The sequence below is a fragment of the Methylovorus sp. MM2 genome, assembly GCF_001648895.1.
In the GTDB taxonomy this organism is placed as follows: domain Bacteria; phylum Pseudomonadota; class Gammaproteobacteria; order Burkholderiales; family Methylophilaceae; genus MM1.
This window is the reverse complement of record NZ_LXUF01000001.1, coordinates 822,994-837,510: the sequence shown is the minus strand read 5'-3', so window position 1 is coordinate 837,510 and position 14,517 is coordinate 822,994. Positions and strand designations below refer to the sequence as shown.

The 14,517-nt window shown below is 48.4% G+C and carries 13 protein-coding genes; 3 read left to right on the top strand and 10 right to left on the bottom strand.

The window, feature by feature from the left end:
• On the bottom strand, positions 1-1,179 hold the full coding sequence (gene sucC, locus A7981_RS03865; protein WP_067264248.1) for an ADP-forming succinate--CoA ligase subunit beta: 1,179 nt from the start codon (positions 1,177-1,179) through the stop codon (positions 1-3).
• A 4-nt stretch (positions 1,180-1,183) separates the two neighbouring features.
• Between sucC and serB the strand changes: the two genes are divergently transcribed.
• A complete protein-coding gene (gene serB / locus A7981_RS03860; protein ID WP_371440338.1) occupies positions 1,184-2,152 on the top strand; it encodes a phosphoserine phosphatase SerB in 969 nt (322 codons plus the stop codon).
• A 10-nt stretch (positions 2,153-2,162) separates the two neighbouring features.
• Positions 2,163-2,747 carry a peptidylprolyl isomerase gene (locus tag A7981_RS03855; RefSeq protein WP_082889204.1) on the top strand — a complete coding sequence of 195 codons (585 nt, stop codon included), beginning with the start codon at positions 2,163-2,165 and terminating at the stop codon, positions 2,745-2,747.
• Position 2,748: 1 nt separating this feature from the next.
• On the opposite strand, the gene A7981_RS03850 is transcribed toward A7981_RS03855, so the two are convergent.
• The 8 genes from A7981_RS03850 to purL are packed head-to-tail and all read right to left on the bottom strand — an operon-like array spanning position 2,749 to position 12,465.
• Positions 2,749-3,570 (bottom strand): ferritin-like domain-containing protein, encoded by an 822-nt coding sequence (locus A7981_RS03850; protein WP_082889203.1) that lies wholly within the window; start codon positions 3,568-3,570, stop codon positions 2,749-2,751.
• A 4-nt stretch (positions 3,571-3,574) separates the two neighbouring features.
• Positions 3,575-4,426 carry an SMP-30/gluconolactonase/LRE family protein gene (locus A7981_RS03845; RefSeq protein ID WP_067264245.1) on the bottom strand — a complete coding sequence of 284 codons (852 nt, stop codon included), beginning with the start codon at positions 4,424-4,426 and terminating at the stop codon, positions 3,575-3,577.
• 44 nt (positions 4,427-4,470) lie between these two features.
• Positions 4,471-5,052, bottom strand: coding sequence for a hypothetical protein (locus A7981_RS03840; RefSeq protein WP_067264243.1), 582 nt, complete (start codon positions 5,050-5,052; stop codon positions 4,471-4,473).
• A gap of 31 nt (positions 5,053-5,083) precedes the next feature.
• Positions 5,084-6,301, bottom strand: coding sequence for a sorbosone dehydrogenase family protein (locus tag A7981_RS03835; protein ID WP_067264240.1), 1,218 nt, complete (start codon positions 6,299-6,301; stop codon positions 5,084-5,086).
• 17 nt (positions 6,302-6,318) lie between these two features.
• On the bottom strand, positions 6,319-7,587 hold the full coding sequence (locus tag A7981_RS03830; protein WP_067264237.1) for an FAD/NAD(P)-binding oxidoreductase: 1,269 nt from the start codon (positions 7,585-7,587) through the stop codon (positions 6,319-6,321).
• Positions 7,577-7,963 carry a c-type cytochrome gene (locus A7981_RS03825; protein WP_254258494.1) on the bottom strand — a complete coding sequence of 129 codons (387 nt, stop codon included), beginning with the start codon at positions 7,961-7,963 and terminating at the stop codon, positions 7,577-7,579. Before A7981_RS03825 ends, A7981_RS03830 begins: the two co-directional genes overlap by 11 nt.
• 50 nt (positions 7,964-8,013) lie before the next feature.
• Entirely contained in the window at positions 8,014-8,505 is a 492-nt protein-coding gene (locus A7981_RS03820; protein ID WP_254258493.1) for an ankyrin repeat domain-containing protein, read from the bottom strand.
• A 45-nt stretch (positions 8,506-8,550) separates the two neighbouring features.
• A complete protein-coding gene (gene purL / locus A7981_RS03815; protein WP_067264226.1) occupies positions 8,551-12,465 on the bottom strand; it encodes a phosphoribosylformylglycinamidine synthase in 3,915 nt (1,304 codons plus the stop codon).
• Positions 12,466-12,614: 149 nt separating this feature from the next.
• Here purL and A7981_RS03810 point away from each other — a divergent pair, with 149 nt between their 5' ends.
• The gene (locus A7981_RS03810) at positions 12,615-13,805 is read left to right on the top strand and encodes a GGDEF domain-containing protein (protein WP_067264223.1); all 1,191 of its coding nucleotides are present in this window, start codon (positions 12,615-12,617) and stop codon (positions 13,803-13,805) included.
• A gap of 6 nt (positions 13,806-13,811) precedes the next feature.
• On the opposite strand, the gene A7981_RS03805 is transcribed toward A7981_RS03810, so the two are convergent.
• Complete coding sequence (locus A7981_RS03805) at positions 13,812-14,495, bottom strand: DUF4197 domain-containing protein (RefSeq protein WP_067264220.1); 684 nt, start codon at positions 14,493-14,495, stop codon at positions 13,812-13,814.
• Positions 14,496-14,517: the final 22 nt, after the last annotated feature.

The window sequence follows — 14,517 nt, the reverse complement described above, 5'->3', positions numbered from 1 at the left end:
CTATGCTTTCGAGGCCAAACTCTTGACTGAATTTACTGCCTGCTTTGCCGCATCGGTCAAGCCAGATGCGGAGATGATCGATAATCCACTTTCACTCAGCATCTTACGGCCAAGTTCTACATTCGTACCTTCAAGGCGCACGATCACGGGAATCTGTATGCCAACCTCTTTCACGGCAGTAATAATGCCCTCTGCAATGATGTCGCAACGCATGATGCCGCCGAAAATATTCACGAGGATAGCTTTAACATTATCATCGGCAAGGATGATCTTGAATGCTTTAGCAACAGTCTCTGCTGTAGCGCCACCACCTACATCCAAGAAGTTGGCCGGCATGCCGCCATGCAGCTTGATCAGATCCATCGTCGCCATCGCCAAACCTGCGCCATTGACCATACAGCCGATATTACCGTTGAGCGCGATGTAGTTCAGACCTGCGCTATGGGCTACGGCCTCTTTGGCATCGTCCTGACTCCAATCACGTTGCTCAGCCAGTGCCTTTTGACGATAGAGTGCGTTATCGTCCACACTCATTTTACAATCAAGTGAAATCAATGCGCCCTCTGTCGTCACGATCAGCGGGTTGATCTCCAGCAAGGCGAGATCATTCTCCTTGAATAATTTATATAGCCCTTTTGCGAGCTTGGTGAATGCGCCGATCTGTTCACCAGCCAGTCCTAGGGCAAACGCGATATTCCGTGCCTGGAAATCGACCAAACCGTTCAACGGGTCACAAACTTCCTGTAATATCTTTTCAGGGCTGGTTTGGGCGATCTCTTCGATATCTATACCGCCCGCGGCAGATGCAATAAAGACCACGCGCTCCAATGAACGATCGACAAGCAAGGAAAGATAAAGCTCACGCGCGATCGGCAGCGTTTCTTCTATCAACACTTGCGTAACGGGCTGCCCATCCGGTGCATTCTGGTAGGTAGTAAGCGATTTACCCAATAGGCTTGCAGTAACGGCTTGCGCCTCAGCAACCGACTTGACTAGCTTGACGCCACCTGCTTTACCGCGACCACCCGCGTGTATTTGGGCTTTAACTACCCAAGCATTACCGCCGACATGCTGCGTAGCCGCGACAACAGCATCAGCCGAGTCAGCAACCTGACCTTTTGGAATCGCCAGACCATAGCGTTGGAGTAATTGTTTGGCCTGAAACTCGTGCAAATTCATGGATATGTTTCAATATTTATCGCAATCGCCTATTTTCGCGCAAATCGTCTTATTACGCCAGCATCAGCGTCACGTTAGTCATCCACCAGCGTGTATAATCGGTTTTTTTGATACTTGCCTAGCCATCATGCGTCTTGTCGTACAAGGGTCATCCCTGCAAGCAGATCATCTGGAAAAAATCAGAGCGTTATGCGGCAACCCCAAGCCATTCATCCCAATCACCCCACAGGCATTTTATTTGCCTGCCCAGCAAACATTACCAGTTGAAGTTGCAAGCTATGCCCAACAACAGAATCTCGACTGCACCTTAGTAAAAGATGCGCATACATTGCAGCACTTTGGATTAGCTGTAATGGACATGGATTCGACACTGATCAATATCGAATGTATCGATGAGATCGCTGATATGTACAACCTGAAACCACAAGTCGCTGCTATTACTGAAAGCGCAATGCGGGGTGAGATCGAATTTGCAGAGAGCTTACGTCAACGAGTAGCTCTGCTTAAAGGGTTGGATGAGTCGGCATTGCATCGTGTAGTCGATGAGCGCCTACAACTTAACCCGGGCGCACATGACTGGATAACCGCCTGCAAAAAGAATGGTATCAAGACCATGCTGGTCTCTGGCGGTTTCGACTTTTTTGCAGAGCGCGTTCAAGCCTTGTTAGGTCTTGATTATGCGCAGGCCAACTCGCTTGAGATAATTGATGGGAAGTTAACAGGCCGCATCTTGGGCAATATTGTAGATGCACAAGCCAAAGCAGATTTTCTCATCAGTTTACGTGATGAGCTTGGCCTTGCAGCGTCACAAACCGTTGCGATAGGTGATGGGGCGAATGATCTTAAAATGATGGCAGTAGCCGCTTGTGGCGTAGCCTATCATGCAAAACCCATCGTACAGAGCCAGGCAAGCTATGCATTGAACCATTCAGGCCTTGATGGCATCACTCATTTATTCAGTTTTAATCAATAAGGAATTTAACATGTCGATCAAACGTATATTTCTCAGCCTCGCTACATTGGTGCTGTTCAATTCATTGACGGCTGCTGCACTACCGCTTGTTGAGATCAAAACAAGTCAAGGCGCTATCATTGTTGAGTTGAATAGCCAAAGGGCACCAAAAACAGTCGCCAACTTTTTACAATACGTAAAAGATGGTCAATATTCCGGTACGATATTCCACCGTGTTATCTCCGGTTTTATGATTCAGGGCGGCGGCATGACACCCAGCATGGATGAAAAACCTACGCGCGCGCCTATCCGTAATGAAGCCGATAACGGTTTAACCAACTCACTAGGTTCGATCGCAATGGCACGGACAGGCGACCCGCATTCTGCAACGGCCCAGTTCTACATCAATGTTGCAAACAATACGTCGTTGAACTACACAGATCCATCCGAACGGGGCTGGGGTTACACGGTATTCGGCAGGGTCGTGCAAGGCATGGATGTGGTACAAAGAATCGCGCGCATGCCAACCGACTCAGGCGATGTACCGATGCAGACTGTGGTGATTGAGTCAGTCAAAATCATTGACGCCCCAGCCTCTAAACCTGCTGCGCAATAAGCTAAGATTCCAGCGCAGCCAACTCGGGCTCAGTAAAACCCGCAGCGCGCCTAGCGGGCAAATTGAAAGGGCCACGCATCTTGGGGGCGGCATATTGAACGGTGAGCTGCGCATAGGTAGTGATGGGGTCCAGCCCGCGCTGCTCACATAGCCAGCCATACCAATGGTTGCCAATGGCAACATGGCCTATTTCATCACGTAACACGATATCAAGTATCTCCGCCGCGGCCATATCCCCTGCCTGGGCAAGTTTTGCGCGTAAAAGCGGTGAGGCATCCAATCCCCGCGCTTCCATTGTGCGTGGCACCAACGCCATACGCGCAAGTACATCGCCCTGCGTTCTGGCGACCATCTCCCATAGACTGTTATGTGCGGGAAAATCGCCATAGATATAGCCCAGATTTTGCAAATGCGCGTTCAGCAATGTGAAGTGATAGGCTTCTTCCTGTGCGACTTTTAACCAATCGGTGTAATAAGCTGACGGCATATCAGGAAAGCGCCAAATAGCATCCAACGCGAGATTGATGGCATTGAATTCGATATGCGTCAGCGCATGTATGAGTACGGCACGACCCTCTGGCGTAGTCATCGACCGACGCTTCACAGCAAGCGGCGGCACTAACTCAGGCTTTGATGGTTGACCAGGGAGGGCGATCTGAGTAGATATCTCAAGATTTGCATCAAGACCAAGCGCCCCACTCAACCACACAGACTCGAGCGCGCGAGTACCTATTGCTTTGGCCGTTGAATCGGTTTGAGCGAGCCAGAATAATGCGGCTTGCCGCAACTCTGTAGGTTGAGAGGTAGGGCTGGCGATACTCACGAGATTAATGCAGATGTAGCCAAATAACAGTGCCGGTTTTCATCTCAGGAACAATCAATGATTTGCCGTCAGCAGATAAGACGATATCAGCAGATTGCTGGTAACCTTCTTTGATCAGCTCCACATGACCCTGAAAATCAGCTTTGTATACCTTGCCACCCTTGAAATCACTGATGTATAACTGTCCATCTTTAGCGCGTACAAGACCATCACCTCCGCCAAAACCTTCAGCGATCTTGGTCAGCGCACCTGAAGCGATATTCACGCGATAGAGTTCACCAGTTGCAAAATCAACTTCCAGCAGATGATCTTTTCCCTCAAGGAGCAAACCATTTGGTGCCTGAATACGATCATCCTGCTTGGTGCTAGTAATCAGTTTCACTTTACCTGCTGAATCTACTTTGTAGATAGCGCCGCCAGTGGTCATATCGCCACTATCGCTGACATACAGATTACCTTTTTTATCGGCAACCAAATCATTCAAGAACTGGGGCGTTTCAGGAAAAGCCTCTTTGGCGGCCAATACTGTCCACTTACCATCAGGTGTGATCTTGAGAATACGCACCTTGTCGGCCACATATAAATCCTTGCCGATGAACGCAAGCCCTTTGGGGTCATCCATACCGCTTGCAAAGACACTGACCTTAGCATCAGCATCGATCACGCTGATCTGTCCATCGCCATCTTTATTGAATTCGCCGATCTCTGAAACATAGACTCGACCATCTTTACCGGTAATGACAGATTCTGGTGTCTTAAAACCGGTGATATTTTTGATTTCATGTGCTGTTGCCATGCTTGCTGATACAAGCAAAGCGGCCAATAGCGTGCTACGTAATATCGTTTTCTTATTCATGATGTTACTTCTCCTCAGTGGAACAACTTAATGCATAAATATGCTTATTTTTTTATAGGGGATAACACACTCACCATAGCACAAGGGGTACTTGTCTCGCTGGCAGGAATACCGTTCGCGATGACGTTTTGCAGCGATGCATCTGTCTTCATCTTTTTAACTGCGTCTTCAAGCGCCAGTTTATAAGCTGTCGCTACCTGATAGGCGGGTACCACATCGATGTAGCCAACCCTTTCAGAGTTACCTTCATAGATGCCCATCGGTTTGCCACTGCCGGAGAATACATAGGCGGTAATCTTGCCGTAGAAGATACTCATATGCGGGTTATAGACCATATCAGGCTTGAGTAGCACCAGCGCATTGCCGATACGATTACTCGTACACATATCCGCATTGCCGAAGGCCGAGCCAAACACCTCTTTTGCGACCGGCTCAACTGCTGGCCCCTGCTCATACCAGTAATCATGATAAAAATGCCATAACTTGATGGGATGTGCATATTCGCTAGGGTTCATGTAGAACAGCATATTTGCAGGTGCTGCCGATGGTTCAGCATCCTTGGCATGCGCATTGACAGCGATCACCATGCCGACAGCAAACATCATCCTATAGATCGATTTGTACATATTTATCCTACTTTCTCTTTATTCATGCGGCTCATTTTTTGCCATAGGTAATACGGTACACCATCCCCGCCCTGTCATCCGAAACATATAAAGCACCGTCAGGGCCAACCAGCACATCGACCGGACGACCCCATGCGCTATGCTCATCCAGCCAGCCCGTGACAAAATCTTCGACCATGATCGGTTTATCCTGATTAAATTTCACACGTACCAGCTTGTAGCCTGACAACTCACCGCGATTCCATGAACCGTGCAAGGCAACAACAGCATCCGTCTTATATTCTGCTGGGAAATTCGCTTTATCCAAAAAGGTAATGCCAATAGGCGTTGAGTGCGCAGTAAATGTAATCTCCGGTACCTCCATATTAGCGCAGAACTCAGGCGGGCCTGCGAAATTAGGATCAGCGAACCGATTACCCCAACAATGTGGCCAGCCATAGTTCTTACCGGGTTGAATTCGGTTCAGGTGCTCTGGCGGCAGGTCATCATTCCCCTTACCGCCTTTAGTATCAGAGCGAAGGTCTGCGCCATTATTAGTAGCGAACATTGCACCAGTCTGCGGATGCCATGCAAACCCTTGCGAATTGCGCAGACCTGTCGCCCAAACCGGATTGGGCTTGTGCCAGCCTACGGTTTCCACCGCACCAGCGGGTTTGCCCTCTACGGTATAACGCAATATGGTGGCCCTGAAAGGATCACTCTCGACACATACATTACAGCTTGAGCCTACATTGATATACAGATAGCCATCAGGCCCGAGTTTGATGGTTTTGAGTGTGTGTCCACCTGTCGCAAGACCACTGATAATCGGCGTTACACTGCTCGCAGGCCACTTTCCATCTTTACGCTCCAGCCTGACGACGCCATCCTGATTTGCTACAAACAGCTTGCCGTCGACAAAAGTCAGACCATTTGGCGCATTCAGATTCTCGGCGACTATCACGACCTCATCTGCGTAGCCATCATGGTTACGATCCGGGAGCATGACGACTTTGTTATCCAACCCTAGCGACAGATAGAGATTACCTTCTGCATCGAACGCCATCATCCTTGCACCACGAAAGTAGCCTCTAGCCGTGCTTCCACCCATATTAGTGATTTTGGCAAAAACCTGCGCCTTGAAACCTATAGGTAATTTAAGTGCGACAGCAGGGTCTTTAGGCACTTCAGCGATGCTTGCCATATCGGCATAGGCAAACAGCGGGAACAGGCAAACAAACCATATATATCTAAAATATCTTGCCATCATGCTTCAGGCCCTTGAAGTTAAGTCAGGGCATCAGACCATATATTCTGTGCCCAATATCTTGCGTAGTTACCTTCTTCTTCAGAAGGTTTATCTGAGACGCCACCACTCTCGGCTGACACCATGATTTTCTTTTCAGCGTCATAGCGGTATACGTTCGCGACATGCATCGCCATGGTGTCATTCACATAGCTATAGCAGGTATTGGCAAACACGGGAGTAGCATCAGGCATCTCATTGTTCATCAAGTAGATAATCGCGTTTGCACATATCCGCGCCTGCGATGTCGCCATATGCGCCGACTTAGGCAGCGCCGCAGAGACCGAGTCACCAATAATATGGACATCGGGAATTACTTTAGATTCATAAGTGAGAAAATCAACCTCGCACCAGCGTTTATCAATATTGGCAGCGCCCACCATTTGTGCAGGCTTACCCGCACGCTGTGGCGGAATAATATTCAGCACATCGGCTTTTACTGTTTCAAACTCTGTCTGTACTGTTCTTGTTGCGACATCGACATCCACAACAGTGCTATTGGGGCGATAATCCACCATACCCGCATACATCTCCGCCCAGACTTTGGTGAACAGCCCTTTTTTAGAAACGATCTCAGGGTTGGCATCGAGCACGATGATCTTTGATTTTGGTTTATGTTGCTGGAGGTAGAACGCCACTTGGCAAACACGCTCATAAGGGCCTGGTGGGCAGCGGAAAGGCACCTTGGGGATGCTAATGACAAAGACACCGCCATCTGCCATAGCCTCAAGCTGCTTGCGCAGATTGACAGTCTGCTCACCGGCTTTCCACGCATGCGGCACTTGTACCTGCGCATCCGAGGATTGCAGCATGGGCAATTGCGCATAGATAAAATCGACTCCGGGCGCGATGATAAGCTTATCGTAGGTCATCACACCACGCACCATATTAATCTTCTTGGCTTGTGGATCTATGCCCGTCACTTGATCATTTACCCAGCGAATATCATAGTGACTTTTGAGCATGCCGTAGCCAAAAGTAATATCGTCTAATTGCTTGCTACCGCCAAGAATAAGATTACTCACAGGGCATGAGACAAATTGCGCATTCTGCTCGATAACAACTACTTCAACGCGACCCTGACCCCACATGCTAAGGTATTTGGCCGCAGTCGCCCCGGCAAAACCACCGCCGATGATGACCACACGACCTATCGTTTTTTTCTTACTATTTGCGGCAAAAGCAGGTATGACACTGATTAGGCCAGTGCCTGCGGCAAGCTTAATAAAATCACGACGATCAATCGACATGGTGTGCAGTATCGAGTTTTTGATGCGGGGGCATCACCGCGATGGCGCGTTTTTGCGCAGAAAAATAAACAGCTAACTGTTCGATCTCGTCGACCGTCAGCCCTTTTGCATGATGATGCATCACAGTCGATGTCCGTTCACCTGAACGAAAAGCCTGCATCTGCGAGATAAAATGCGTTTGATCTAAACCCGCCAGTACCGGCGTGCCGCCTACGCTATTACCATTAGTTCCATGACAAGCAGCGCATGAGGCCGCGAGGGTTTTAATATGGGGAGTAAATTCTGGTGCAGACCAGACATTCGCGCTTGCAAGCAAAGTAATCATGCCGATGCAAAAGCGAATGCCTGATAACTGCGATCTCATTAGTTCTGGCATATCAATACCAAATTAATGATGTGAGGTATGGATACCTAGTACAAGACTAACTAGTTACACTTTTCAGCTTGGCAACCATCATCGGTGGCACCAGCCGCGACTAAAAGATCGACCATCTTGGTGTTACCGGTATCAGTCACTGCGCGCAAGATAGAAACATTACCTCGCAATTTCATCTCAAGATCGGCACCGTGTGCCAACAGGTATTTAGTGACATCCTCATACCCATCGACTGCGGCCAAATGCATGGCTGTCATTTTAGTGATCGGATGTTTGTAGTTAACATCAGCACCTTTCTCAACCAGATATTGAACGACTTTCAGTTGGCCTTTATTCGCTGCGATCTGTAATGGAGACCATGCAAAATATAAATCATTGACGTTAACGCCGTTTTTGAAGTATTTCTTAACGATCTTCATGTTGCCTGTACCTAGGGCATCAGTAAACTCGACCTGCTCATCACCACTCAACGCATAGGCTGAGAATGGCACTATCAACATCGAAATACTGAGTGTCACTGCAACGATTACTGCTTTTATCATCTCCATTTTTCCCGCCTTCTTATAATATTTAAACTACATGGGTTTTTAGCCAATATACTTTCTTGCATTACGGAACATGCGTATCCAAGGTGAATCTTCGCCCCAACCTTCAGGGTGCCATGAGTGTTGCACGGCTCTAAAAACGCGCTCTGGATGCGGCATCATAATACTAAAACGGCCATCTTTTGTCGTTAATCCGGTAATACCCTGTGGCGAACCATTTGGGTTGAACGGATAAACCTCAGTAGGCTGACCGCTATTATCAACGAAACGTACACTGACCAACTTATCATCGAGCGCATTTTGGACAGCGCTCGCTGAAGAAAATTCCGCAAAACCTTCACCATGTGCAACGGCAACAGGCATACGGCTACCAGCCATCATATTAAAGAACAATGATGGCGATTCCATGATCTCTACCATGGCAAAGCGTGCCTCGAACTGTTCAGATTTGTTACGCACGAAATGCGGCCATTGCTCAGCACCTGGGATGATACTGCTTAAATTACTCATCATCTGACAGCCATTACATACGCCTAGTGAGAAGCTGTCCTCCCGCTGGAAGAAGGCAGAAAACTCATCGCGAGCACGTGAGTTGAACAGGATGGATTTTGCCCAACCTTCACCAGCACCTAATACATCGCCATAGGAGAAACCACCGCACGCTACAAAACCTGCAAAATCCTTGAGGCTCACACGCCCGCTGATGATATCGCTCATGTGGACATCATATGACTGGAAGCCTGCGCGGTCGAATGCGGCTGCCATCTCGACCTGCCCATTCACACCTTGTTCACGCAATACCGCCATCTTGGGGCGCACCCCCGTCGCCACATACGGAGCTTCAATATGGTTCGCCAGATCAAAAGTCATATATTGATGCAAGCCGGGGTCATTCACATCCAAGATACGATCATATTCCTGTTGCGCGCATACAGGGTTATCGCGCAGCTTTTGCATCTGGTAAGTGGTCTCGGACCATAAGCGATGTAATGTCGTGCGCAGTTCGGCAAACACCACTTCACCATGCTGGCGAATGATAAAACCATGATTATTCAATACCGGTGCGCCGATGATATGGGCACAGCCATCCAGTGTTTGATTCAATTCAGCACAAATATGGGCGGCCTCAGTTGCGCGCACTTGCAGCACAGCACCTAGCTCTTCGTTGTAAAGCACGCTGGCTACATCACCAAGTAGTGCGCTGATATCTATATCGATACCACAACGACCCGCAAACGCCATTTCAGCCAAGGTGACGAACAAACCACCGTCGGAGCGATCATGATAGGCAAGTAGCTTATCTTCACGGTTCAATATCTGTATAGCTTCAAAAAAGGCCTTGAAGCGCTCCGGGCTATCCATATCAGGTGATACATTATCAGTAGCGCCATACACCTGCGCTAACGCAGAGCCTCCCATGCGGTTCTTGCCTGCACCTAAATCAATCAGGATGAGTTTTGTCTCGCCTTGGTCTGTCTTGAGTTGCGGCGTCAATGTCTGGCGTGCATCCGAAGTCGGTGCGAATGCGGTAACTACGAGAGATATCGGCGCAGTGACAGCCTTCTTACCTCCCTTGTCTTCCCACACCGTTTTCATGCTCATCGAGTCTTTGCCGACAGGAATGCTAATCCCAAGCTTCGGACATAGCTCCATACCAACCGCTTCTACTGTATCGAACAATGCTGCATCTTCACCGGGATGACCTGCTGGCGCCATCCAGTTGGCAGAGAGCTTGAGGTCACTAATGTCATCGATCAGGCTCGCTGCAATATTCGTGATGGCTTCGCCAATCGCCATACGTCCTGAAGCTGGGGCATCGATCAGTGCTAAAGGTGCTTTTTCACCAATTGCGAACGCCTCGCCACGGTATGTCTCGTAACCGGCCAATGTCACTGCCACATCGGCTACCGGCACCTGCCACGGGCCAACCATTTGATCGCGTGCAATTAAGCCTGTTACTGTACGGTCACCAATGGTGATCAGGAATGTCTTATCCGCGACACCGGGTAGTCTTAAGACACGTTCAGCCGCATCTTTCAGATTGATCTTATTCGTATCGAACGCACTGAGTTCACGTATCGTATGCATCACATCGCGGGTCATCTTTGGCGGTTTGCCAAGCAACACCGATAAATCCATATCCACAGGATGATTGCTGAAATGACTATCTGCGACGGTCAGATGTTTTTCAGCAGTCGCGTGCCCGACGACAGCAAAGGGGCAACGTTCGCGTTCACATATCTCGGCAAAACGTGTGAGGTCTTTTCTGGCAACAGCCATCACATAACGCTCCTGCGCCTCATTACTCCACAGCTCGCGCGGCGACATCCCTGGCTCTTCGTTATGCACATTACGCAATTCAAATAACGCACCAACTCCGGCATCATTTACTAGCTCAGGGAAAGCATTTGAGATACCGCCAGCACCTACGTCATGAATACTTAGAATAGGGTTTTCGTCACCCAACTGCCAGCAGCGGTCGATCACCTCTTGCGCACGACGCTCAAGCTCCGGGTTGCCACGTTGTACTGAATCAAAATCCAGGTTTTCTGTATTTGCACCGGTATCCATACTCGATGCAGCACCACCACCAAGACCGATTAACATGGCTGGACCACCTAGCTGAATAAGGCATGCGCCATCAGGGATCGGATTCTTTTTCGAGTGTTTGGCAGAGATATTGCCAACACCGCCTGCCAGCATAATCGGCTTGTGATAGCCGCGCACTTCACCAGCAGCCTCGATCTCAAGCGTACGGAAATAACCTGCGATATTCGGGCGACCGAATTCATTGTTATACGCAGCGCCACCTAGTGGGCCATCAATCATGATCTGTAATGGCGATGCAATACGTGAAGGCTTGCCATATCCAGTGTCGCCAGAATCCATCTCCCAAGGCTGTTTGAAACCCGGGATATTGAGATTAGAGACCGAAAAACCTGACAATCCTGCTTTTGGCTTAGAGCCAGAACCTGTAGCGCCTTCATCGCGAATCTCACCGCCAGCACCGGTCGCTGCACCAGCAAATGGAGAGATAGCCGTTGGGTGATTATGCGTTTCCACTTTCATGAGGAAATGCATGTCTTCTTCTACAAAACTGTAACTGCCATCAGCTTGCGGGTAAAAGCGCCTTGTCAAACCACCTTCAACGATAGAAGCGTTATCTGAGTAGGCAACTACGGTTTTACCAGGGTTGAGTTGATGCGTATTACGAATCATCGCAAATAGCGATTTATCCTGTTTGATACCGTCAATCACCCAATCCGCATTGAATATCTTATGGCGACAGTGTTCGGAGTTAGCCTGTGCGAACATCATCAACTCAACATCGGTCGGGTTACGCCCGATACGCGTAAAGTTCTGCAACAGGTAATCCACTTCATCAGGAGATAAAGCCAAGCCCATATCAGCATTAGCGGTATCAAGCGCAGCTTTGCCTCCGGTGAGGATGTCCACGGTTGTTAATGGGACGGGGGTAGCAATATGGTAGAGCTTTTCAGCATCGGCAAGGCTGGCAAATACGGCCTCTGTCATGCGGTCATGAATCAGCGATATCAAAACCTGCTTTTCAGTATCTGTAAGCGGCACGCCATTCTTGGTGGCTACATAATAAGCCACACCACGCTCCAGCCGTTGTATCGACTCCAGCCCACAATGACGTGCGATATCAGTCGCACGCGATGCCCAAGGGGAAATCGTTCCTGGGCGAGGCACCACCAGAAATAACTCACCAGCAGGCACTTCAGTCTGCATCTTGGGGCCATACGTCAGAATCTGTTTTAGTGTTTCCTGCTTTACGGAATCAAGTCCTTGGTCACTCCACGCGAAATGCCAAAACTCCGCATACAGATGCCCAACATTAGGCGCGCTTGACCTCAACGAATTTAAAATCTTATCAAGACGGAAAGGGGATAAAGCAGAACTACCGCGGATGCTGATCATTTGAGGGCTAGACATGAAGGAATTCAGAGTGTTAGCGAAAACCAGATTTTACCAGAAAGTGTAAATATCCCTTACATAAAGCCGCACACAAATCTGAATTTATATACATCGTTTATGGTTATAATCCATGTCCCATTTTAACGACCTCTTTAAACCTGAGATTTATGCTGACGCAGCTTGATGTTAGAACGATCTATGTAGTCATAGGCCTCATTCCTTTTGTAATGGGAATAGGATTAATTGCCGCATCAACTACACGACGATTCGATCAATGGGTATTCTTGTGGGGAAGCAGCAATTTGATCGCAGGCTGCGGCATTCTGCTTCTCACGTGGCGTGATTTTGCGCCTGATTTTCTCACAGTCTTTGTTGCCAACACTCTAGTATTAATAGGTTATTTCATCCTTTCAGTAGCGCTTAGTCAGTTTTGTAAGAGAACTTTTGCATGGCATTACCATCTTGCATTGCTTTTATTAGCCATTCTTGTTCATTGCTTTCTGATCGACGCTAGCTCTCATTTCTCTGAACGTGTCGCACTTAGTTCGGCCTGTGCAGCCATATTCAGCATGACGATCAGCCGTAGTGCTTTTAAGATGGCACGTAGAGAAAATATCCGTACAGCTTATGTGTTAGCCACGCTGTTCGGTGCATCTAGCGTCATGAATATCATTCGCTCACTTGTGGCTACTTTTCACCAGCTTGAAGGCACATCCATATTCACGCAGAACCCATCACATATAGGCTTTGCACTAGTCTCTGTTATTACGATCGTATTGTGGAACATGTGTATCTTGCTGACAGCTGTAGAGCATACGAATCAAGCTTGGATAGGCCGCGCATTAAGAGATCCGCTGACATCGGCATTGAATCGCGCAGGGCTTATCGCAGCAGTGAAAAAATCTATTGAAAATCGCCGCAGCGATTCAGTCCCGGCAAGATCAACAGCATTATTGGTGATCGATATAGATCACTTTAAAATAGTGAATGACACCCTAGGGCATGCACTTGGCGACCAAGTACTCACAACATTTGCCGATATCGCCCGCAGTCATTTACGCGCCTCCGACTTATTTGCACGTCAGGGGGGTGATGAATTCGTGATCGTTCTGCCAGGAACAGAAGAAAAGATTGCGCTTGAAGTTGCAGGCCGACTTCAGCGCACATTCAAGCAGGCGATATCACTATTACCGATGAATGGCTTATGCCCCACGCTCAGCATTGGCATCGCGATTGGCGAAACACTTGATGGCTCACTGGAAACCTTGATGGCGCAAGCAGATAATGCCTTATATGAGTCCAAGCAGGCAGGTCGTAATAAAGTGACCTCGATAGCACTCAACCTTACAAAGCCTTAAACCCAACTATTTGTTGATAGACCCAAATACTTTTTTCAGCAATCCGCTCGCTTGTCCCATCGGATCTTTACGGATCGCTTTTTCTTCTTCCGCCATCATCAAATAAACGCCATCAAGCGTTTTCTGCGTCACGTATTGCTCAAGATTAGCCTGGTCTTTACTCACTAATCCATAACTGCTGCCCATTTCAGCAAATTTATTATATTGCTGGGCTAGCTGGACATTCTCTGTCGCCTTTTTAACGATAGGCAGAAATTTTTCTGCCATTGGACCAGAGGTGGTTTTCTTGAAATATTTCGTTGCAGCATCATCGCCGCCAGACAATATATCCTTGGCATCCTGCACGCTCATTTTCTTCACGGAGTCTGTGAGCAAGGCTTTTGCTTCTGGCACGGCGGCCTCAGCAGCACGATTCATTTTTAACACCAATTCATCCGCCTGCTTGCCCATGCCAAACATGCGCATGGCTTTTTCAGCTTTTTTCATAGAATCGGGGAGCGGGATCTTCACTTTGGGATTATTCAAGAAGCCATCTGCTGAACCAAGCTTGCCGACCGCTTTACTGGCGCCTTGTATCAAAGCCTCTTTCAGCCCACTACTTGCCTCAGCGTTACTTAGATCGCTTAAACCAGCCGCACTGGCATACGTAGCAAAACTTGCAAATATTAATGATGTCATCAAGCGACGCATATTTTCTCCTCCCACTAAATTG